Source organism: Serratia sp. CY38905, assembly GCF_052168875.1.
Lineage (GTDB): Bacteria > Pseudomonadota > Gammaproteobacteria > Enterobacterales > Enterobacteriaceae > Serratia > Serratia sarumanii.
On sequence record NZ_JBJNLV010000007.1, the window covers coordinates 42099 to 63847 of the forward strand.

The 21749-nt window shown below is 62.3% G+C and carries 15 protein-coding genes; 7 read left to right on the top strand and 8 right to left on the bottom strand.

The window, feature by feature from the left end; genetic code table 11:
• Positions 1-48: 48 nt before the first annotated feature.
• The 3 genes from glnD (at position 49) to ACJ8MK_RS15950 (ending at position 4098) form a co-directional block, all read left to right on the top strand.
• Complete coding sequence (gene glnD / locus ACJ8MK_RS15940; RefSeq protein WP_033649826.1) at positions 49-2712, top strand: bifunctional uridylyltransferase/uridylyl-removing protein GlnD; 2664 nt, start codon at positions 49-51, stop codon at positions 2710-2712.
• Between the two features lie 42 nt (positions 2713-2754).
• Positions 2755-3579: a 2,3,4,5-tetrahydropyridine-2,6-dicarboxylate N-succinyltransferase gene (gene dapD / locus ACJ8MK_RS15945; protein WP_004931932.1), complete on the top strand. Its 825-nt coding sequence runs from the start codon at positions 2755-2757 to the stop codon at positions 3577-3579.
• Between the two features lie 129 nt (positions 3580-3708).
• Positions 3709-4098, top strand: coding sequence for a DUF3461 family protein (locus tag ACJ8MK_RS15950; RefSeq protein WP_004931929.1), 390 nt, complete (start codon positions 3709-3711; stop codon positions 4096-4098).
• 57 nt (positions 4099-4155) lie between these two features.
• Here the strand turns inward: ACJ8MK_RS15950 and ACJ8MK_RS15955 are convergent, their stop codons facing one another.
• The 5 genes from ACJ8MK_RS15955 to ACJ8MK_RS15975 all read right to left on the bottom strand — a co-directional run bounded on the left by ACJ8MK_RS15955 (position 4156) and on the right by ACJ8MK_RS15975 (position 14319).
• Positions 4156-4608 carry a flavodoxin gene (locus tag ACJ8MK_RS15955; RefSeq protein ID WP_016929894.1) on the bottom strand — a complete coding sequence of 151 codons (453 nt, stop codon included), beginning with the start codon at positions 4606-4608 and terminating at the stop codon, positions 4156-4158.
• A 33-nt stretch (positions 4609-4641) separates the two neighbouring features.
• A complete protein-coding gene (gene truC / locus ACJ8MK_RS15960; protein WP_442517883.1) occupies positions 4642-5412 on the bottom strand; it encodes a tRNA pseudouridine(65) synthase TruC in 771 nt (256 codons plus the stop codon).
• 60 nt (positions 5413-5472) lie between these two features.
• Positions 5473-7821 carry a penicillin-binding protein 1C gene (gene pbpC / locus ACJ8MK_RS15965; RefSeq protein WP_442517884.1) on the bottom strand — a complete coding sequence of 783 codons (2349 nt, stop codon included), beginning with the start codon at positions 7819-7821 and terminating at the stop codon, positions 5473-5475.
• Between the two features lie 49 nt (positions 7822-7870).
• A complete protein-coding gene (locus ACJ8MK_RS15970) occupies positions 7871-13846 on the bottom strand; it encodes an alpha-2-macroglobulin family protein (RefSeq protein WP_442517885.1) in 5976 nt (1991 codons plus the stop codon).
• A gap of 146 nt (positions 13847-13992) precedes the next feature.
• The gene (locus ACJ8MK_RS15975; RefSeq protein ID WP_033654135.1) at positions 13993-14319 is read right to left on the bottom strand and encodes a YqcC family protein; all 327 of its coding nucleotides are present in this window, start codon (positions 14317-14319) and stop codon (positions 13993-13995) included.
• A 178-nt stretch (positions 14320-14497) separates the two neighbouring features.
• Here ACJ8MK_RS15975 and ACJ8MK_RS15980 point away from each other — a divergent pair, with 178 nt between their 5' ends.
• The gene (locus tag ACJ8MK_RS15980; protein ID WP_041036491.1) at positions 14498-15736 is read left to right on the top strand and encodes an MFS transporter; all 1239 of its coding nucleotides are present in this window, start codon (positions 14498-14500) and stop codon (positions 15734-15736) included.
• A 610-nt stretch (positions 15737-16346) separates the two neighbouring features.
• On the opposite strand, the gene syd is transcribed toward ACJ8MK_RS15980, so the two are convergent.
• Positions 16347-16895 carry a SecY-interacting protein gene (gene syd / locus ACJ8MK_RS15985; protein ID WP_033649801.1) on the bottom strand — a complete coding sequence of 183 codons (549 nt, stop codon included), beginning with the start codon at positions 16893-16895 and terminating at the stop codon, positions 16347-16349.
• 63 nt (positions 16896-16958) lie between these two features.
• Here syd and queF point away from each other — a divergent pair, with 63 nt between their 5' ends.
• The 3 genes from queF to xni all read left to right on the top strand — a co-directional run bounded on the left by queF (position 16959) and on the right by xni (position 20172).
• Positions 16959-17804: an NADPH-dependent 7-cyano-7-deazaguanine reductase QueF gene (gene queF, locus ACJ8MK_RS15990; protein ID WP_033649800.1), complete on the top strand. Its 846-nt coding sequence runs from the start codon at positions 16959-16961 to the stop codon at positions 17802-17804.
• 192 nt (positions 17805-17996) lie between these two features.
• Positions 17997-19361 (top strand): nucleotide 5'-monophosphate nucleosidase PpnN, encoded by a 1365-nt coding sequence (gene ppnN / locus ACJ8MK_RS15995; RefSeq protein ID WP_019455737.1) that lies wholly within the window; start codon positions 17997-17999, stop codon positions 19359-19361.
• A 52-nt stretch (positions 19362-19413) separates the two neighbouring features.
• Complete coding sequence (xni, locus tag ACJ8MK_RS16000; RefSeq protein WP_197846804.1) at positions 19414-20172, top strand: flap endonuclease Xni; 759 nt, start codon at positions 19414-19416, stop codon at positions 20170-20172.
• Positions 20173-20211: 39 nt separating this feature from the next.
• Here the strand turns inward: xni and rlmM are convergent, their stop codons facing one another.
• Together rlmM and ACJ8MK_RS16010 are read right to left on the bottom strand one after the other, a co-directional pair.
• Positions 20212-21315, bottom strand: a complete 1104-nt coding sequence (rlmM, locus tag ACJ8MK_RS16005) for a 23S rRNA (cytidine(2498)-2'-O)-methyltransferase RlmM (protein WP_033635748.1) — start codon at positions 21313-21315, stop codon at positions 20212-20214.
• Positions 21308-21703 carry a DUF423 domain-containing protein gene (locus ACJ8MK_RS16010; RefSeq protein WP_004931896.1) on the bottom strand — a complete coding sequence of 132 codons (396 nt, stop codon included), beginning with the start codon at positions 21701-21703 and terminating at the stop codon, positions 21308-21310. Before ACJ8MK_RS16010 ends, rlmM begins: the two co-directional genes overlap by 8 nt.
• Positions 21704-21749: the final 46 nt, after the last annotated feature.

Sequence of the window (21749 nt, forward strand, 5' to 3'; positions counted from 1 at the left end):
AATATCACCAGGCCGGCTTTTGCCGGCCTTTTTTATGGGCTGCGCACTATGTCTGACAATCTCCTTCAACAGGCGGCCCCGGCCGTGCCGATGCCGCCAGCCTCCCCCAGCACCTACGGCGACGAAGAGCTCACCTGCCCGATGCTGAAACAGCGGCTGGAGCAGTTCCAGCTGTGGCTGGCGGCGGCGTTCGACGCCGGCTCCAGCGCCGAAAGCCTGGTGGCGGCGCGCAGCGACTTTATCGATCGCCTGCTGCGCCGGCTGTGGACGTTCTACGGCTTCGAAGATATCCCGGAAACGGCGCTGGTGGCGGTCGGCGGCTACGGCCGCGGCGAACTGCACCCGCTGTCGGACATCGACGTGCTGGTACTCAGCCAGCGCCGGCTGACGGAACAGCAGTCGCAGCGGGTCGGCGAATTCATCACCCTGCTGTGGGATCTCAAGCTGGAAGTGGGCCATAGCGTGCGCACTCTGGAAGAGTGCCTGCTGGAAGGGTTGGCGGATCTGACCGTGGCCACCAACCTGATCGAATCGCGTATGATCTGCGGCGACGTCGCGCTGTTCCTGCAGATGCAAAAACATATCTTCAGCGACGGCTTCTGGCCTTCGCCGCAGTTTTTCCACGCCAAGATCAACGAGCAGCAGGAGCGCCATCAGCGCTACCACGGCACCAGCTATAACCTGGAGCCGGATATCAAAAGCAGCCCCGGCGGCCTGCGCGATATTCACACGCTGCTGTGGGTGGCGCGGCGCCACTTCGGCGCCACTTCGCTGGACGAAATGGTCGGCTTCGGTTTCCTCACCCAGGCCGAGCGCAACGAGCTGAACGAGTGCCAGAGCTTCCTGTGGCGCATCCGCTTCGCGCTGCACCTGGTGCTGCCGCGTTACGACAACCGCCTGTTGTTCGATCGCCAGCTCAGCGTGGCGCAGCTGCTGCGCTATGAAGGCGAAGGCAACGAGCCGGTCGAGCGCATGATGAAAGACTTCTACCGCATGACGCGGCGCGTCAGCGAACTGAACCACATGCTGCTGCAGCTGTTCGACGAGGCCATTCTGGCGCTGGACGCCACCGAGAAGCCGCGCCCGCTGAACGACGATTTCCAGCTGCGCGGCGATCTGATCGACCTGCGCGACGAAACGCTGTTTATCCGCGAGCCGCAGGCCATCATGCGCATGTTCTACCTGATGGTGCGCAACCGCGAGATCAAGGGCATTTATTCCACCACCGTGCGCCAACTGCGTCACGCGCGCCGCCACCTGAAGCAGCCGCTGTGCACCATTCCGGAAGCGCGCGATCTGTTTATGGCCATCCTGCGCCATCCCGGAGCGGTGTCGCGCGCGCTGGTGCCGATGCACCGTCACAGCGTGCTGTGGGCCTATATGCCGCAGTGGGGAAAGATCGTCGGGCAGATGCAGTTCGACCTGTTCCACGCCTATACCGTCGATGAACACACCATCCGCGTGCTGCAGAAGCTGGAGAGTTTCGCCGACGACCAGACTCGGCCGCGCCATCCGCTGTGCGTGGAGCTGTATCCGCGCCTGCCGCACCCGGAACTGCTGCTGCTGGCGGCGTTGTTCCACGATATCGCCAAAGGGCGCGGCGGCGACCACTCGATCCTCGGCGCGGAAGACGTGGTAGAGTTCGCCGAACTTCACGGCCTCAACTCGCGTGAAACCCAGCTGGTGGCCTGGCTGGTGCGCTGCCACCTGCTGATGTCGGTCACCGCGCAGCGCCGCGATATCCAGGATCCGACGGTGATCCAGCAGTTCAGCAGCGAAGTGCAGAGCGAAACCCGCCTGCGTTACCTGGTATGCCTGACGGTGGCCGACATCTGCGCCACCAACGAAACCCTGTGGAACAGCTGGAAACAGAGCCTGCTGCGCGAGCTGTATTTCGCCACCGAGAAGCAGCTGCGCCGCGGCATGCAAAACAGCCCGGATCTGCGCGAACGCGTGCGCCATCACCGCCTGCAGGCGCTGGCGCTGCTGCGCATGGACAACATCGACGAAGAGGCGCTGCACCGCATCTGGAGCCGCTGCCGCGCCGACTATTTCCTGCGCCACTCGCCGAATCAGCTGGCCTGGCACGCCCGCCACCTGCTGGCCCACGATTCCACCCAGCCGCTGGTGCTGGTCAGCCGCCAGGCGACGCGCGGCGGCACCGAGATCTTCATCTGGAGCCCGGACCGCCCTTATCTGTTCGCCGCCGTCGCCGGGGAGATGGATCGCCGCAATCTGAGCGTGCACGACGCGCAGATCTTCACCAATCGCGACGGTATGGCAATGGACACCTTTATCGTGCTGGAGCCGGACGGCAGCCCGCTGGCGCAGGATCGCCACGCGGCGATCCGTCAGGCGCTGCTGCAGGCCATCACCCAGCGGGAGTATCAGCCGCCGCGCGTGCGCCGGCCCTCTTCCAAGCTGCGTCACTTCAGCGTGCCGACCGAGGTCACTTTCCTGCCGACCCATACCGATCGCCGCAGCTACCTAGAGCTGACCGCACTCGACCAGCCCGGCCTGCTGGCGCGGGTGGGCGAAGTGTTCGCAGACCTGGGGCTGTCGCTGCACGGCGCGCGCATTTCCACCATCGGCGAGCGGGTCGAGGACTTGTTTATCCTGGCCGACGGCGAGCGGCGCGCGCTCGACCAGGAAACGCGCAGAAAGTTGGAGCAACGGTTGACAGAGGCCCTCACCCCAAACGATAAAATGTGATACAAGTAACTTTTTACCGACAACATCAGGAAAGAGAACAGCATGCAGCAATTACAGAACGTTATTGAAAGCGCCTTCGAGCGCCGTGCGGACATCACCCCGGCGAACGTAGACACCGTAACGCGCGAAGCGGTAAACCAGGTGATCGGCCTGCTGGACAGCGGCGCCCTGCGCGTCGCCGAGAAGATCGACGGTCAATGGGTCACCCATCAGTGGCTGAAGAAAGCCGTGCTGCTCTCTTTCCGCATCAACGACAACAAGGTGATGGACGGCGCGGAAACCCGCTACTACGACAAGGTGCCGATGAAGTTCGCCGACTACGATGAAGCGCGCTTCCAGAAGGAAGGTTTCCGCGTCGTGCCGCCGGCCACCGTGCGCCAGGGCGCGTTCATCGCGCGCAACACCGTGCTGATGCCGTCTTACGTTAACATCGGCGCCTACGTCGACGAAGGCACCATGGTCGACACCTGGGCCACCGTCGGCTCTTGCGCTCAGATCGGCAAAAACGTTCACCTGTCCGGCGGCGTCGGCATCGGCGGCGTGCTGGAGCCGCTGCAGGCCAACCCGACCATCATCGAAGACAACTGCTTCATCGGCGCGCGCTCCGAAGTGGTGGAAGGCGTGATCGTGGAAGAAGGCTCGGTGATTTCGATGGGCGTATACCTCGGCCAGAGCACCCGCATTTATGACCGCGAGACCGGCGAAATCCATTACGGCCGCGTGCCGGCGGGTTCGGTGGTGGTTTCCGGCAACCTGCCGTCGAAAGACGGTTCCTACAGCCTGTACTGCGCGGTGATCGTCAAGAAAGTCGACGCCAAAACGCGCGGTAAAGTCGGCATTAATGAGTTATTGCGCACTATCGACTAAATTGAAATAGCGGGTGATTCACCCGCTATTTTTTTGTCTGCGTTTCGCTGGCAGTCACAGTCGCAGACCTCGCTTTCCGCCATAATCGCAGTCGTGGAATATAACGATCACATCTAAAGAGGGCGCAGTATGTACGATAACTTGAAGAGTTTGGGCATCAATCAACCGGAAGACGTCGATCGCTATAGCCTGCGTCAAGAGGCCAACAACGACATCCTCAAGATCTATTTCCGCAAGGACAAGGGCGAGTTCTTCGCTAAAAGCGTGAAGTTCAAGTACCCGCGCCAGCGTAAAACCGTGGTGGCGGACAACGCCGGCCAGGGCTACAAGGAAATTCACGAGATCAACCCGAACCTGCGTTACGTGATCGACGAACTGGATCAGCTGTGCCAACGCGATCAGGTGGAAGTGGATCTGAAGCGTAAAATCCTCGACGACCTGCGCCATCTCGAAGGCGTGGTGTCGCACAAGATTGCCGAGATCGAAGCCGATCTGGAAAAACTCACCCGCGGCAAGTAATGCGGATCGGTTGACCCGCATCATCGCCAAGGCGCCCTTTCGCGGCGCCTTTTTACTTTACGATTGCAGCAGCGTGCCCCACTGCTCGACCCACGGGCAGGCGGCCACTTCCGGCTCCGGCTGTTCCATCGCATCGATCTCCAGCACTTCGCCAACGCGGGTAGCGCCCTGCTCCTGCAGCAGCGCGTCAAACGCGCGCCCGGCGCCGCAGAAGTTGTCATAGCTGCTGTCGCCGAGGGCGATCAGCCCATAGCGCAGCTCCGGCTGGTAGCCGACCTGATCGCGAATGGCGTGGAACAGCGGCGCGATGCTGTCCGGCAGATCGCCCTGCCCGGTGGTGGAGGTAATCACCAGCGCGTAGTGCTGACGATAATACTGCCAGGCCTCCAGCGTGCCCTCTTCGAACAGTTTGACCTCATGGCCCTGTTCGCTGAGGATGTTTTGCGCCTCTTCCGCCACCAGCAGCGAATTGCCGTAGACCGTTCCCACGAAGATACCAACCTGAGCCATGGCTCCTACTCCCTTCATTACCTTTAAAAATTGTCAGCTATCCTGACCGTTAGCCGCGCTAAACTCAACCCCGGCAAGTTCAGGGAATACTCCCGCCCAGCCGAACTGCGCCATCACCCCTTGCCAGTCTTCGTCCCAGCGCGCCGTCACCCGCAGCGGCTCACCGGTCACCGGGTGCGTCAGCTGCAGATGGCTGGCGTGCAGCATCAGACGCGGGCAGCCGAAATGCTGCGCCATGCCGCGGTTCTGCCGCAGATCGCCATGCTTGCTGTCGCCGATGATCGGATGGCGAAGATGCGCCATGTGGCGCCGCAGCTGGTGCTTGCGGCCGGTTTCCGGCTGCAGCTCCACCAGGCTGTAGCGCGCGCTGTCGTAGCGGCCGACGGCCACCGGCATCTCTACCTGCGCCAGCGGCCGGTAGTGCGTCACCGCCGGCTGCGGCCCTTTATCGGCATCGGCATGTTTATCGGCGATTTTGTCCAGCTCCGCCGTCAGCGGATAGTCGAGGGTCGCCCCTTCCTGCACGTAGCCGCGCACCACCGCATGGTAGGTTTTCTGCACCTGATGCTGCTCGAACTGCTGCGACAGCAGACGCGCCACCTCGCTGGAGAGCGCCATCAGCAGCACGCCGGAAGTCGGGCGATCGAGACGGTGCACGGTAAAGACGTGCTGCTCGAGCTGATCGCGCACCGTCTGCATCATAAAGCGGGTCTCATGACGATCCAGCCAACTGCGGTGCACCAACCAGCCCGACGGCTTGTTCACCGCCACCAGGTGTTCATCCTGATACAAAATCTCAATCACATCGCTTTCCCAGGTAAATAGCCGTTTCGGGCGCGAGTATAACAGGCGTGCGGCTCAGCGCTAGTTCACCCATTCGATGGTCACCAGCCGCGTATCGGCACGGCCGCGATCGTCCACCGCCCGAATGCGGTAGCGCCCGTTGTCGATCGGCCGCCAATCGATCGGCTTTTTGCTGGCGCTGCTGCCGAGATAGATATCATCGACGAACCAGTACACCGTCTTGCTGTCGGCGTCCGTCACCGCGTTGAAGGCGATTTTATCTCGCCCCTGCTGCGACTGGCGCAGGGTATAGGTGGTGTTTTTCAGCGGCGAAGTGATGCGCGGCGCGTTGCCGCCGACGGCGATGCCGTTGTCCTTGCAGCGGTTGACCGGCGGCGTCCGTTTCGGCAGCCCGGCCTGGGCGAACACGTTGGCCAGATCGGAAGGCCAGAACTCAAAGATTTCGGTGCGGGTCTGCGCCGCGTCATACGGCGGGCAAACGACCTCGCCGCTGTGAATATCCAGCACCACCGGCCGATAGACGCTGTCGACCTTGATCGGCGACTTGCCGGGAATGAACCAGGTCTTGCCCTTCTGCTGGCACCACGGCGTCGGCAGATCGCCGCTGGCGAGGCAAATATCCACCCGCCGCAGCCGTTGGGGGAACGGGTGCTTCGGTTCCCGCAGGCCAGGGTAGCTGGCATTGACGCTGTCGATGATGTTGAAGAACAGCGGCGCGGCCGCCTCGGCGCCGACCAACGCATTGTTGCCGCGCCCGTCGAAGTTGCCTTCCCACACCACCAGCACGTAAGGGCCGAAAATCCCGACGCTCCAGGCGTCGCGAAAGCCCCAGGAAGTGCCGGTCTTCCAGTACACCGGCAGCGAAGAAGAACGCTGCGCCAGCGTATCGCCCGGCCGCCGGTGCTGACGCAGCATATCCAGCGTGATGAAACTGGCCTCCTCGCTCAGCAGCCGCACCGGCGTCGATTCGGCCTCTTTCAGCTGCATACGAAGCGGCCGCAGCTCGCCGCGGTTCGCCAGCAGCGCATACAGCTTCGCCAATTCCTGCGCCGTCACCTCGCCGCCGCCCAGCACCAGCGACAGCCCGTAGTGGCTTTCGTTGGCCATATTGGCGACGCCGGTCAGGCGCAAAAACTGATAAAAGGTCGGCTGGCGCAGCTGCGAGGCAACATACACCGCCGGGATGTTGCGGCTGAAATTCAGCGCGTCGGTGGCGGTCACCGGGCCGAGAAAGCGCCGGTCGAAATTTTCCGGCGCATAGGCGCCGAACGACGAAGGCACGTCCTTCAGGATGGTCATCGGATGCAGCACGCCCTGCTCCATGCCCAGCGCGTAGATGAACGGTTTGAGCGTCGAACCCGGCGAGCGCTTGGCGTTGGTGCCGTTCACCTGCCCCTGGATCGGCCGATTGTAATAATCCGCCGATCCCACCAGCGCGCGCACCCCCATATCGCGGCTGTCCACCAGCAGCACCGCGGCGTTTTGGATGCCGCGGCTGCGGTTGCGGGCGATAAAGGCATTGACCTGCCGCTCAACCAGCCGCTGCAACCCGGCGTCCAGCGTGGTGTCGACGCGGGTATCGCGCTGCACCAGTTGCTGCGTCTGCTGGCGCAGCTGTTCGATAAAGTGCGGCGCGATATAGGGCACTTGTTCGGGCTGGCGCAGCGCCAGCGGCAGGCGGAACAGCGTTTGCTGGCTGGCGTCGGTGGGGTAAACCCGCTGCCAGCGCTGGAACAGACGGTTGCGCGCCTGGGTCAACGCGGCGCCGAGCACGCCGGTTTTCGGCTCCAGACGGTAGCTGGGCGACTGCGGCAGCACCGCCAGCGTCAGCGCCTCCGGCAGGGTCAAATCCTTCGGCGACTTGGCGAAATAGATCAGGCTGGCGGCGCCGATGCTTTCGATGTTGCGGCCGTAAGGGGCGTAATTCAGGTAGGCTTCCAGGATATCGCGCTTGGAGTAGCTCAGTTCCAGCTGCACCGCACGCAGCACCTGTAGCAGCTTGCCGCCCGGCGTGCGGGTGTTGAGATGCCAGCGCATGCGCGCCAGTTGCATGCTGATGGTCGATCCGCCCTGCATTTTGCCGCCGGCGACATAGCTGCGCCAGAAGCCGCGCATCAGGCTGACGGGGTTAAAACCGGGGTTGTAGTAGAACCAGCGGTCTTCGTGCAGCAGCAGCCCGCGCACCGCCAACGGCGACACCTGCTCCAGCGGCGTCCACAGCCGGTAGCGGTCGTCGTTGGCCAGGGTGATGCGCAGCAGCGCGCCCTGCCTGTCGTAATAGACGGAAGACTGCGGCAGCCCCTGCCACAGGGGCGGATGCGGCCACAGCCGAATCGCGGTGAGCAGCAGCGCCAGTAAAAACGCCGCCATCAAGCCGTTTTGCAGCACGCGCCCGGTCAGGATCTTCATACGTTATCACCGCCCCGGCGCCAGACGCTGGCCTGGCGACGGATCCGGCCTAGTCGTTGCCCGCCGGCACCACCACCAGCTTGCCGCCGCCGGCCGACATGGCCTGTACTTCTCGGTCATACATGGCTTCGCCGTAGGCCGGTGGAACAATAAAGCTGCCGGTATTGGTGGCCTTGATCTGATAGACGAACTCCTGCACCTCGGTGCCGGCGCTGCCGTAGATAATCACCCGATCTTCACGGATATCGCTGTAATCCGGCGCCCAGGTGGAGCCGGTAGCGGCCAGCGGCGACTGCCAACCGCCGCGGTCTTCGCTCTCCTCACCGGCGTCGGCCGGTTCCGGCGGCGTCTGCTGCACCACTTCGAACCCGCCCGGGAGCAGATCGACGATCGCCAGGTTGCTTTGCCCCTCTTTCGAGTTGGCGCGCACCTTCAGATGGACGTTGATCTTCTGCCCCAACGTCACCTGCGTCACCGGTTTGCCCTGTTCGTCGGTGTAATCGCGAACGATCTCAATCCCACGCGACAGCGCTTTTTGCGGCGCATTCAGATCGTAACCGGCCTGCGTCACCACATACCAGGCCGGCGCATTGCCGCCGTTGGTGAAGCGCACCGCGGTAGCATCGGCGTTGAACTGCCCCTGCACGAACAACCCCTGCAGCTCACTGATACGCTGCGGCTCACCGCCGCTTTTGCCTACCTGCACAATGCCCAAGGCATCCGCGTTGGCGGATTGCGCCGCCACCTGGGCCGAATAGCTTTCCAGTGCCAGAATGCTCATCGCGGAAGAGTAGGTGGTGTAACGCTCTTCTTTCAGCGCCTTGACCATATTCTCCAGCACCTGCGGCGGGATCGACGCCACCTTCTCCGGGAAGTGACGGGTAATCAGATACAGCCGCGTCGCATCCTGCACCAGCGGATCGAAATAATTCTGCGTCCACCAGGCGCTGTCATACGCCTTGCTCAGTTGCTGCCAGCTCGGTTGCAGCAACGCGGCGGCTTCGTCGTCCATCTTCAACAGGCGGTAGGAAGAAGCCAGATACAGCGCGCTCAGATCGGTTTTCCACCCTTCGCCATAGCGTTTTTGCAGCGTATCCTGCACCGCCGCCAGCGAGTTGGTGGTCACTTCGCCCTGCAGCGTCAGCAGGTAAACCGCCCAGCTGCGCAGGCGCAGCAGATACAGATCGTCGAATCCGCTGGCCGCCAGCTCGCGCAACGCGCCGTTGGCCTCGTCCAGCATGCCTTCCGGCAGGGCGTAGCCCGCCGCTTTGGCTTTGAGCAGATATTGCACTACGTAAGGCGTGACGAAAGGATCGGCATCCGGCGACGAACGCCAGGCGCCGATCGCCCCGCTGTCGTTCTGGCGCGCGCGCAGCACGCCAAGCAGGTTGCGCAGCTGCTTGCTGACTTCCGCCTGGCTCAGGCTGCTTTTCATCTCTGGGTGGCGGCTCTGCAGCATCAGCGGAATGGAGCGGCTGACGATCTGCTCGGAACAGTAATACGGGTAATCCGCCAGGTATTGTGCCAGCCCGCTGGTCAGCACCAGCGGCGAATTCGACACCGCCGCCCGGCGCTGCGCGAAAGCGTCGAACATCTGGCGCAGGCCATCGACGTTCTGGCTGCTGCCGCTCATACGCCCCATCACCGACTGGGTGCGGTACGGCGCCGCCGGCCGCACCGAGGTGCTGACGGTGCGGCGGCTGGCCTGATCGCCGTAACGGGCGTCGAACACCAGCGGCGCATCGCCCAACGCGGATTTGGCGCGCAGGCGGAAAGCGATCACGCCTTCGCGTTTTTCCGCCAGCGTCAGGCTTTGCGTCGCGCTGCCCACCACCTCCAACTGCGGCGGCGGCGTCAACAGAACGTTGATGGCCACCGACTGGCCGTTCAGCCCTTCGAGGTTGTTGCTGACGCCCACGCTGACGTCGAACTCGTCACCCGGCGCCACCATCGCCGGCACGTTCGGCGTCATGATGAAATTGTCGCGCACCGTGGCGGCGGTTTGCGCCTTGCCGATTTTCTCCGGGGTCACCGAAATCGCCATCACGCGGATCTTGCCGTTGAAGTAGTCCGGCACCGGGTAGACGAACTGCTTCTCGCCGCTGACCTCGGTAATGCCGGACCAATAGGCCACCGGCTTGTCGCGCTTGCGCTTGAACGGGTTGAGGTTGAGATCCAGCCCCTCGCCCGCATCGCCGCCCGGCGCCGCGGTCAGCGCCATCAGCTTGCTGAACTCCGGCAGGATCAGATCGAGGATCTGCGAGCTGCTCACGTTCAGTTCGCGCTTGCTGAAGAAGAACTCCAGCGGATCCTTCAGGCGGTAGCGCGCCACCTGCAGAATGCCCTCATCGACGGCGAACAGCGCCACCTGCTGCGGCGCGTCGGTCTTGACCGTCATCGTCAGGTTTTCACCCGGCTTGATGACCTCCGGCGCCGTCACCTCGAGGCTGTTTTGCCGCGCCTTGGTGCTGATCTTGAACGGCATCACGCCATAGCTCAGCGGGCTCATGAAGATTTCGCTGGAGTTGATGTCGCGCACGAACTGCACGTTGATGTAGCCGTTGCCCTCCATGCCGGCCGGCACGCGGATCTTCTGCACCGAGCTGGTGGTGTCGGTGTGGAACCACTGCCAGGCGTAAACCCTGTCCTTCTCGATGGTGATCAAGCCGCTGCCGGTATAAGGCGCGTTGATCGCCACCTCGATCTCTTCGCCCGGCTGGTATTCCGCCTGGTTCAGTTTCAGCTTCAGTTCGGCGTTGCGATCCAGCGAACGGCTCAGGTTGGCGTTGCCGGCCACGCTGTAGGCGACGCGGTTGAGCGTCTTGCCCTGCGCATCTTCAATCACCAGCACGAAGTCGCCCGGCTTATCGGTCGCCAGCCGCAGATCCGCGCCCTGCCCGCTCAGCGCCAGCGGCTGTTCCGACAGCTGCACTTCCTTCATCTTCGACTGGTATTTGTAAACGCCCGAATCCTGTTTGGTCAGCACCGAAATGTATTTCTGCTCGATCAATACCTGCTTCAGGTTCGGCAGGGCGATCTGTTTCAGGTCCGGATCGATGGCGATCACGTTCAGATGCCGCTCCGCGTCGCGGTTGATGTAGCCCAGATCGCCGTCCGCCTTCACCCCGATCAGGTAATCGTAAGGCGAAACCAGCGTGCGGGCGGTCGCCGCCACCGAGCGCCCGCCGCCGGCGACGAACGCCTCCGACAGCAGCTGCAGCTGATAAGTGGCGTCGGCGTAGGATTTCAGATCGAGCGGGATATCGGCCGCGCCGTGCTCATCGGTGGTGCGATCTTCCAGCTCGGTTTCGAACCCGTCGCTGTTTTGCCGATTTTCATAGAACGCATAATCCGGGAAGCGATCGAAGCTCGGATACATCGGCCGCAGCGTCAGCCTGGTGCTCACGCGGCGATCCTGCGCCGGGGTGCCGAACAGGTTCTGCACATCGATGCTGGCCTTCAGCTCGGACGGTTTGACCCAGCCTTGCTGGCGGTTCGGCGTCAGCGCCAGCTTCACTTTCAGCTGATCCGGTTCGAACTCCTTCACATTGACCGCGGTATGGCCGAGCAGCGTGGAGGTATCGTTGTTTTTGCCGATCAGATACAGATAGACGTTCCACTCGCCGGTAGGCGAGTTTTCATCGGTGGTATAGCTCAGCTCATTGAAACCGCTGGCGCCCAGCGTCAGCGGCACGGTGGTCATCAGCTTGTCGCGCGGATCGCGGATTTCGGCGCGCACCGGCACGCCGGCCAGGCCAACGCCCCAGTCGGCGGCGCGGGTGATCAGGCCGATGTTAAAGGTATCCCCCGGCCGATAAACGCCGCGATCGGAGAACAGGTAACTGCTGAGCGTGCGCGGATCGGTCGGCGTTTGTTCACCGGCGACGTCGAAGCGCGAGAAGTCCAGCCCGCGATCGTTATAGCTGCCGGTCGGCAGGAAGGAGACATCCCCCTCCTTTTCCACCAGGAACATCACCGGCTGGCGCTCGTTGGTGTACACGTCGAGCGCCGGGAAACGCACGTGGCCGTCGGCTCCGGTGATTTGGCTGAGCAGCGTCACGCCATTTTTGGCCACCACCGACACGTTGGCGCCGCTGACCGGCGCGCCGCTTTGAATCGACTGCACAAAGACGTCGCGCGTCTTATCCTGCGAGCTCTTGGCGACGATGCCCAGATCGGTCACCACCACAAAGCGCGAATCGCCGACGTCGGGCTGATCTTCCCCGGTATTCTCGTCCGGTTCCTGTTCTGGCTCGGCGCCCGCCTCTTCCGCCGCCGGTTTCCGGTTCGGCTGCCATTCGGACAGCGTCAGCAGGAATACTCCGCGATGGGAACTGGCGTTGGTGGAGAGATAGCGGGAAAGATCGATGCCCTGATAGTTCACTTCCCCCGGCCGCTCGTTGTTGAGCGCCGTCTGGTATTTGAAATGCTCGGTGAAATACTCGTCGTTGAGCCGGTTGAATTCCGTGGACGAGTATTCCCGGCTTTTGAAGGAGACGATGTGCTGCAGCTGGCTCGGGATCACCCGCTTGATGTCCAGCCGCAGGCCCGCCACGTTGCGCGCCGCCACGCTGATCTGTTTGTCGCCGTTGACCGACAGCAGCGAGCCTGCGGACATGAACTGCAGCGATTTCGGGAACTCCGGCACTTCGACCACCCGGTAAACCTTCTTCGGCATTTTGTAACCGCCGACGGAGACCAGCTGGTTGTCTATCTCGATCAGCACGAAGCGGTGCGCCGGGGCTTCGAAACGGAAGCTGAACTGCGGCTGGTAGGCCTCTTCCGCCTCGTTAAGCGTCAATGGCAGTGGCGTCGCCTGCGCCAGCACGTTTTTGCCGACGCTGTCGACCGTCCATTGATAGAAATCTTCAGCATCGTTGGCGGTCTCGGCATCGCTCGGATCGTGCTGCGGCAGCAGCCAGGCTTTGGTGGCCCGCGCCAGCTCTTTATCCTTCACCGCATCGCTGAAGCCGACCACCAGCGCACGCTGCCCTTGGCCGCCGTCGGTATCCACCACCTGGGCGCTGGCGTCGCTCAGCGCCAGGCTGTACAGCGTCGGTACTTTGACCCAGTTGCTTTTCGCCTCTTCGACCGCATTGCCGGCCGCCGTCGATTTAACGCCCTTGCCGACGGTCAGATGCACTGCGCCGCCCTGATCCAGCGCCTGCAGCGGCTCGGAATGCACCCAGGCGTTCAGTTTTTTCTCGTCATAGACCAGGGAGAAGTTCAGCTTTTTCTCGGAGGAAGCGCTGCCCTCCTTCAATCCCAGCGAAATCTGTTTTTCAAAGCTGGCGACGTCGACCGGCGCATTGAACTGCAAATTGAAAATCGCGCTGCGTTTCTGCGCATCTTGCGGATCGCGGTAATACTCGGCCTGCCCCAGGCGGTAATCGAACGCGGGCACGGTGAAGGCATAGCGGGTTTTGGCGAGCTTGACCTGCGGCGCCAGCAAGGTGGCGGGCTCGAGGGTTACGTCATATTTCGCGCCCATCGGCAGCGGTTTTTTCGGCGTGAACACCAGCGTCGACTCATTGCGCCACGCCCACTGCCCTTCCGCAGCCGGTTTGAGGATGATGCCGGCGCTCACGGTTTTACCCACCGCGCTTATTGCCGCGGCCGAGCCGCTGAAGGTCAGGCTCACCGTTTGCGGCGCCTGCCGGGCGGCGGCGTAGTCTATCGGCTCGGGGTTGGCCAACTCGGCGCTGATCTCCTGAACCGCCATCGGCGCCGGTTCGATGGGCTGGGGCCGGTTTTGCCACCAGTGCCAGCCGTAAAACGCGCCGCCTGCGGCGCCAGCCAACAGCAGCAGGCCTAGACCAATCGCTTTCGGGTGTTTATCCACGCCGCTTTCGAGCCGCAAAAAACCGCGCGGCAGCGCAGCCCACCAGGCCGGCACACGCCAGCTGAGGTTGCCGACCAGCGGTCTCAGCAACCGCCCCAACAGCGACAAAATCCCGCCCAGCAGGCGGCAAACGCCCTTAACCAGGGTAAAAGGCAAACGCAGGATAAACCTTAATAAATCCATTATTGCAGCACCTCATCATCCTAATGCAGCCCCCGGTCAACCGCCGCGGTTCAACCGAGCCGAAAGACGCCTTCGGCTCTCCTGCCCGGCATCCGCGCGAGTACTCTACACTGCCGGGCGGCAAAAATCTGCGCACCGCCGGCGAATTACGGCGCTTTATTCAACATCAAATCCAGCTGTTGCAGCAGCACCAGCAGCGGCAGGCTGCTCGGTTCACGATCTTTCAACGCCTCTTCGAAATAAGGCGTAATGGCGAAGCGCGTCGGCAGCGGCGCTTCGGCGTCCAGCAACGCATACATGCGCGGCAAGAACACCCACTGCAGCCAGGCTTCGGCCGACATGCTGTCGATGCAGAACGGCTCGGTGCTGGAGAAGGCCTCATGATCAGGCGGCGCGGCCTGCCACAGCGCCAGATCGCGCATGGATTGTTCAATCGCCTGCAAACTGCGGCGCACCTGGTTATGTATACTCATCTGCATTCCCGATCTCTTTTCATCATGGTATTCAGCGCGCTGGCTGAAAGGCGGCAAAGCATAGCATTTTTATAGCCCAAATTCGGCGCGTCTGAGACAGCCCGCCGTTTTTATCTGGTGGCGTCCGCCGCCGCGCGGCACAATAGGCCCACCGAATTCACCACACAGATAAAGATTCATGTCCGTAATAACAGAGAAAAAAAACCACGCGACGCCCGGTAAGGCCATGCTGGCTTCGGTCACCGGTTACGCCATGGACGGGTTTGACCTGCTGATCCTCGGCTTTATGCTGCCGGCCATCAGCAGCGAATTAGGATTAACCTCATCGGCCGCCGGTTCGCTGGTCACCTGGACGCTGATCGGCGCGGTGCTGGGCGGCGTGATCTTCGGCCACCTCAGCGATCGCTTCGGCCGAATCCGGGTGCTCACGATCACCATCCTGATGTTTTCCCTGTTCACCGGCCTGTGCGCCGTGGCGCAAGGATATTGGGATCTGCTGGCCTATCGCACCCTGGCGGGCATCGGGCTGGGCGGCGAATTCGGCATCGGCATGGCGCTGATCGCCGAAGCCTGGCCGGCGGAGAAGCGCAACCGCGCTTCGGCTTACGTCGGCATGGGCTGGCAGTTGGGCGTGCTGGCGGCCGCCTTCCTGACGCCGCTGCTGCTGGAACACATCGGCTGGCGCGGCATGTTTTTGGTCGGCCTGCTGCCGGCGCTGGCGTCATTCCTGATCCGCCGCACTCTGGGCGAACCGGAGGAATTCGTACGGCAGAAAGACGCTGGGCAATCGCTCTCCTTCCTGCAGCGTTTGCGCCTGCTGTTTAAGGATCGCACCACCAGCAAGGCCAGCATCGGCATCTTCATTCTCTGTTCGGTACAGAACTTCGGCTACTACGGCCTGATGATCTGGATGCCGACTTACCTGGCGAAAAACTTCGGCTTCTCGCTCACCAAGTCAGGCCTGTGGACGGCGGTGACGGTGGTCGGCATGACGTTCGGCATCTGGCTGTTTGGCGTGCTGGCCGACCGCTTTCCCCGCTGGAAGATCTTCGTGCTGTATCAGGTCGGCGCCGTGGTGATGGTGATCGGTTACGCCCAGTTGAGCGACCCGACGCTGATGCTGTTCGCCGGCGCCGTGATGGGCATGTTCGTCAACGGCATGATAGGCGGCTACGGCGCGTTAATTTCCGATACCTACCCGGTGCAGGCGCGCGCCACCGCGCAGAACATCCTGTTCAATCTCGGGCGCGGCGTCGGCGGCCTGGGGCCATTGGTAATCGGTGCGCTGGTGACGCAGGTGTCGTTTACCGCGGCCATCAGCCTGCTGGCGGCGATTTACCTGCTAGATATCTACGCCACGCTGTTCCTGCTGCCGAAAAAACAGGGCGCAGGCGATACGCTGGGCGCGATTGGTTAACGCTGAAGAGGGATTAAGGCAGAGCCGCACGCGCGGCGGAATGGAACAAAAAGTTGGGGGCACTGCGTTAACAGTGCCCCCGGTTCGTTTTATAGCCATCCCGCTACACAGCGTGCTCCCTGCTCAATCCTTGAAAACTTTTCCTGCGGCCATCCTGACCAAGTGGTCCTTGCATCATCCTGCAGCATCGTCCTGACGCGGTTCCTCAGCCTTCCTGACCCGCCGACAGTCCTGTGCCGGCTCTCAATCTCCGTCCTGGAGGTGTCCCTGGTTTCTATCCTGAAACATCCTGGGCATCTCCTGACGCCATCCTTCGCTCTTGCCTGAGCGCATCCCTTTCTTCTTCCTGAAGCTGCATCATCCTGATGCTTTCCTGCTCCGCCGGTTCCGTTCCGGTAACGATAAGATCGCTTAAATTCCCCGGAATCACAAGGGTTTGGGAGGTGTCTCACACTAAATTAAGCCTAAGAGTTATCCTAAAGAAATTCTAACCAATTGATCTGGATAACAATAATCTCATCGCCTGGAGAAAGGCGGGAAAAATTAAGAGCGATCTCTCACAGCCCGTGTGAGAGATCTCGCACACGGGTGACGGCGAATCCGTCGCCATTCAGTCCAGCACCGGGCGCAGCGCATCGAGGAAATTCCCCAGCGTCGCCGCCAGCAGGGTACGCTTATCGCTGCCGAACTGTTCCAGCACCACGTTGCCGCTGACGTTGCACAACGACACCATCGTCATCTCGGATTCGGTGGTCGCCAGGAACAGCGTTGGCGGCAGCTTGAGGCGCTTTTGCGTCACCAGATGGCCGATCAGGTTCTCCTGCAGGCGGATAAAATCCTCTTCGCTCCAGACCTGCAGCAGGCTCAGACGATGCTCGCCGAACTGCGCGCTCATGTCGCCGGCGTATTGCTGCGTGTAGAAACGGTGCGCGTCCGGCTGCAAACGCAGCTCCAGCGCGGCTTCTACCTTTTCCAACGTCGCCGCCGGTTCGAAAGGCTGTGGCAACCACAACACTTCGTCCTCGCGGTTCTCCACGATGCAGGGCGACGGCACGCCGTACAGCGCCTGGCTGGCCGGCGCGTGGCCGCGCTCTTGCTGCCACAACTCGACATAGCGTTGAGTGAATTCACGCAGAGCGTGCGATACATCATGGTCCATATTCTTTCCCGCATACGTTAAACTGACGGCCATTGTACCTATCTCTGACCAAGGTGACAGCAGATGTCCTCATATCAAGACCACCAGGCCCTGTCGGGGCTGACGCTGGGCAAACCCACCGCCTACCGCGATCGCTACGACGCCTCGCTGCTGCAGGCGGTGCCGCGCAGCATGAACCGCGAGCCGCTGGGGCTGTACCCCGATAACCTCCCCTTCCACGGTGCGGACATCTGGACGCTGTACGAGCTCTCCTGGCTGAACGCCAACGGGCTGCCGCAGGTGGCGGTCGGTGAAATCAGCCTCAACGCCGACAGCCTGAACCTGATCGAATCGAAAAGCTTCAAGCTGTATCTCAACAGCTTCAACCAAACCCCGTTCGCCGATTGGGAAACGGTGCGCAGCACGCTGCAGCGCGATCTGTCCGCCTGCGCCCAGGGCGAGGTGAGCGTCACCCTGTTCAGCGTCGAGCAGTTGGAAGGCACGCCGATCGCCCGCCTGGCCGGCGACTGCATCGATCAGCAGGATATCCGCATCGACAATTATGAGTTCAACGCCGACTACCTGCTGAACGCCGCCGGTGAAGAGGTGGTGGAAGAGCAATTGGTCAGCCACCTGCTGAAGTCCAACTGCCTGATCACCCATCAACCAGACTGGGGCTCGGTGCAGATAAGCTACCGCGGCGGCAAGATCGATCGCGAAGCGCTACTGCGCTATCTGGTCTCCTTCCGCCACCACAACGAATTCCACGAGCAGTGCGTCGAGCGCATCTTTAACGATTTGATGCGCTACTGCCGGCCGCAAAGCCTGACGGTTTACGCCCGCTACACCCGCCGCGGCGGGCTGGATATCAACCCGTGGCGCAGCAACGTCGAATTCGCTCCCGAACGCGGCCGCCTGGCGCGCCAATAAGTGCGAAACATTGCTCAACAACTGAGCTAACGAGCGGTTTATGTTGGTAAAAGCGCAGGGACGGCGGTAAGGTTAAAACGAGGCTGCGGCCGGTCGGAGCGCCCGCTGCGCCGCAGCACGCCAACCATAACGAGATGCTGTTTTGCTGCGTATGGATTACTACCGCCCCGCACCGGGTGCAAAGGAGTTACCTTGATTACACACATCAGCCCGCTTGGCTCTATGGATTTATTGTCGCAGCTGGAAGTAGACATGCTGAAGCGTACCGCCAGCAGCGACCTGTACCGCCTGTTCCGCAACTGTTCGCTGGCCGTGTTGAACTCCGGCAGCCAAACCGACAACAGCAAGCAGCTGCTGTCACGCTATGAAACCTTCGACATCAACGTGCTGCGCCGCGAACGCGGGGTGAAGCTGGAGCTGGTCAATCCGCCGGAGGAGGCGTTCGTCGACGGCCGCATCATCCGCTCGCTGCAGGCCAACCTGTTCGCCGTACTGCGCGACATCCTGTTCGTACACGGCCAAATCGCCAGCGCCGGCCGTTTCCAGCACCTGAACCTGGAAAACTCGGCCCATATCACCAACCTGGTATTCTCGATCCTGCGCAATGCACGCACGCTGCATCTGGATGAAGATCCCAATATGGTGGTGTGCTGGGGCGGCCACTCGATCAACGAGAACGAATACCTGTACGCGCGCAAGGTCGGCAGCCAGCTGGGCCTGCGCGAGCTGAACATCTGCACCGGCTGCGGGCCGGGCGCGATGGAAGCGCCGATGAAAGGCGCGGCGGTCGGTCACGCGCAGCAGCGTTACCGCAACAGCCGCTTCATCGGCATGACCGAGCCGTCGATCATCGCCGCCGAGCCGCCAAACCCGCTGGTGAACGAGCTGGTGATCATGCCGGACATCGAAAAGCGCCTGGAAGCCTTCGTGCGCATCGCGCACGGCATCATCATCTTCCCGGGCGGCGTCGGCACCGCCGAAGAGCTGCTGTACCTGCTGGGTATTCTGATGAACCCGGAGAACAGCGAACAGGTGCTGCCGCTGATCCTGACCGGGCCGAAAGAGAGCGCCGATTACTTCCGCGTGCTGGACGAGTTCATCATGAACACGCTGGGCGATGCCGCGCGCCGTCACTACACCATCATCATCGACGATCCGGCGGAAGTGGCGCGGCAGATGAAGAAAGCCATGCCGCTGGTGAAGGAAAACCGCCGCAACACCGGCGACGCCTACAGCTTCAACTGGTCGATCCGCATCGCGCCGGATCTGCAGCTGCCGTTCGAGCCGACCCACGAGAACATGGCGAACCTCAACCTGTATCCGAACCAGCCGCCGGAGCAATTGGCCGCCGCGCTACGCCGCGCGTTCTCCGGCATCGTGGCCGGCAACGTGAAGGAAAACGGCATCCACGCCATCGAGCAGTTCGGCCCGTACAAGCTGCACGGCGAGCCGCAGATGATGAAACAGATGGACAGCCTGCTGCAGGGCTTTGTCGCCCAGCACCGCATGAAGCTGCCGGGCAGCGCCTATGTGCCCTGCTACGAAATCGTCGCCTGACCCTCAATCCCGGGCGGCGTAACGGCCGCCCCGTTTTTTGACCTTGCCGCCCATGATGATACACCTACTGATTGTCGACGCCCTGAACCTCATCCGCCGCATTCACGCCGTGCAGGGTTCCCCTTGTGTCAACGCCTGCCGCCACGCGCTGCAGCAGTTGATCCAGCACAGCCGCCCGACCCACGCGGTGGCGGTCTTCGACGAGGACGATCGCCGCGACAGCTGGCGTCACCAAATTCTGCCGGACTACAAGGCCGGGCGTTCGCCGATGCCGGAAAACCTGCAGCAGGAGATGCCGCAGCTGCGCGAGGCCTTCGCCGAACTGGGCGTCGCCAGCTGGCATTCTCCCGGCAACGAGGCGGACGATCTGGCGGCCACGCTGGCGGCGAAGGTCGCCGGCGGCGGCCACCAGGTGACCATCGTCTCCACCGACAAAGGCTACTGCCAGCTTTTGGCGCCGAACGTGCAGATCCGCGATTACTTCCAGAAACGCTGGCTGGATATGCCTTTCGTGCAACAGGAATTCGGCGTGCAGCCGCAGCAGCTGCCGGACTATTGGGGGCTGGCGGGGATCGGCAGCAGCAAGATCCCCGGCGTGGCCGGTATCGGGCCGAAAACCGCCGTGCTGCTGTTGCAGCAGTCGGGCAGCCTGGACGGGCTCTATCAGCAGCTGGAACAGGTGCCGGAGAAATGGCGCGGCAAGCTGGAGCAACACCGCGAGCTGGCCTACGTCAGCAAACAAGTCGCCACGCTGCGCACCGATCTGTCGCTGGACGGCAACCTGCAGCAGCTGCGCCTGCCGATACCATAAGGGCGCTGCAAGCAGCGCCCTTCATCAGGCTTAACGCGATTAATCGCGCTCGTCGCGACGCCCTGGCACCGCCGACCACATGCGGCGCACGTGTACGGTGATCTCTTCGCGGTCGTGATACAGCTGCTTGGCATGCACTTCGACGCTGACGCCGGCAGCACCCAGCGCTTCGCGGATGCTCATCAGGTTCTGCGACACTTCCTCGTAGCGCTTTTTCATCGGCAGCTTGAGGTTAAAAATCGCTTCGCGGCACCAGCCTTTCACCAACCACTGGATCATCAGGCTGGTTACCTTCGCCGGCTTCTCCACCATGTCGCACACCAGCCAGTAGATCTTGCTGCTGTTCGGCTCGAACTTGAAGCCGTCGGCGCGGTGGTGCGTCACCTGGCCGGTTTCCATCAGGCTCGGCGCCATCGGGCCGTTATCCACCGAATGCACCATCATGCTGCGTTTCACCAACTGATAGGTCCAGCCGCCCGGGCAGGCCCCCAGATCGACCGCGTGCATGCCGCTGGCCAGGCGTTCGTCCCACTCGTCGGCGGGGATGAACACGTGGAACGCTTCTTCCAGCTTCAGCGTCGAACGGCTCGGCGCATCGGCCGGGAAGCGCAGACGCGGAATGCCCATGTAGAACGGCGAGTTGTTGTTGCTGTAGGAGTAACCGACGTAGCAGCAGCCCGGCGCGATGAAGAACACGTGCACCACCGGGCGAGTGGGGTTCTCGCGCGCCATCAGCACCTTCTGCTCGCGCATCGCGGCGCGCAGCGGCACCGTCAGCTTGCGGCAGAACTTCATCAGCTCTTTGCTTTCGTTGGTGTCCGGCACTTCCACCCGCAGCTCGCCGCCGCGGTCAACCACGCCGATCAGCATGCCGACGATCGGCGATACCCGATCTTCCGGCGGCAGATCGCGCAGCAGCTCACCCACCACGATCATCTGGCGGGCGAAAATCAGTTCGCGGAACGGAATTTCCCGCGCCAGGCGATCGGCATCGTCCGGCTGATAGCATTCGAACAGCACGTAACCGCTGTGCTCTTTTACCCGCGCAAAACCGAAAATCTCCCGCTGGGCGGCTTTGTCGGTGATCTCCGCCGCACACTCTTTTTCAAAGCCAGGGCGGCAGTACAACGCAATCTTATTCATGGCGCTCGGCCTTTTTCCTCAGACGCAAAGCGCCAATCAACATCAATATCCAGCCGATCAGGAAGCACACGCCGCCAACCGGCGTGATGTATACCCAGACCTTCAGGTGCGACAGCGCCAGGCAATAGAGGCTGCCGCTGAACAACACGGTGCCGAACGCCAACAGCGCTCCGCTCCAGTAAAACCACAGGCTCACGCGGCGCTGCATCGCGACCGCCAGCGCCAGGATGGCCAGGGTGTGGAACCCCTGATACTCCAGCCCGGTGCGGATCCAGGCCATTTCGTTGGCGCCGAGCGTGCCGCTTAATACATGCGCGCCGAATGCGCCCAACGCGACAAACACAAAGCCGCTGATAGCGGCGAAAACCAGCATGGAACGGCTGCTCATCGTGATTTATCCCATTTAAAATCACCGGCCGCGGCAAGGCGGCGGC

Bases quoted from the DNA above. Each gene is read 5' to 3' on its own strand.
- ACJ8MK_RS15970 (WP_442517885.1), bottom strand. From the start codon at position 13,846: ATGGATTTATTAAGGTTTATCCTGCGTTTGCCTTTTACCCTGGTTAAG.
- dapD (WP_004931932.1), top strand. From the start codon at position 2,755: ATGCAGCAATTACAGAACGTTATTGAAAGCGCCTTCGAGCGCCGTGCG.
- ACJ8MK_RS16010 (WP_004931896.1), bottom strand. From the start codon at position 21,703: ATGAGCAGCCGTTCCATGCTGGTTTTCGCCGCTATCAGCGGCTTTGTG.
- pbpC (WP_442517884.1), bottom strand. From the start codon at position 7,821: ATGAAGATCCTGACCGGGCGCGTGCTGCAAAACGGCTTGATGGCGGCG.
- xni (WP_197846804.1), top strand. From the start codon at position 19,414: ATGATGATACACCTACTGATTGTCGACGCCCTGAACCTCATCCGCCGC.
- ACJ8MK_RS15950 (WP_004931929.1), top strand. From the start codon at position 3,709: ATGTACGATAACTTGAAGAGTTTGGGCATCAATCAACCGGAAGACGTC.
- ACJ8MK_RS15980 (WP_041036491.1), top strand. From the start codon at position 14,498: ATGTCCGTAATAACAGAGAAAAAAAACCACGCGACGCCCGGTAAGGCC.
- ACJ8MK_RS15955 (WP_016929894.1), bottom strand. From the start codon at position 4,608: ATGGCTCAGGTTGGTATCTTCGTGGGAACGGTCTACGGCAATTCGCTG.
- ACJ8MK_RS15975 (WP_033654135.1), bottom strand. From the start codon at position 14,319: ATGAGTATACATAACCAGGTGCGCCGCAGTTTGCAGGCGATTGAACAA.
- rlmM (WP_033635748.1), bottom strand. From the start codon at position 21,315: ATGAATAAGATTGCGTTGTACTGCCGCCCTGGCTTTGAAAAAGAGTGT.
- glnD (WP_033649826.1), top strand. From the start codon at position 49: ATGTCTGACAATCTCCTTCAACAGGCGGCCCCGGCCGTGCCGATGCCG.
- syd (WP_033649801.1), bottom strand. From the start codon at position 16,895: ATGGACCATGATGTATCGCACGCTCTGCGTGAATTCACTCAACGCTAT.
- queF (WP_033649800.1), top strand. From the start codon at position 16,959: ATGTCCTCATATCAAGACCACCAGGCCCTGTCGGGGCTGACGCTGGGC.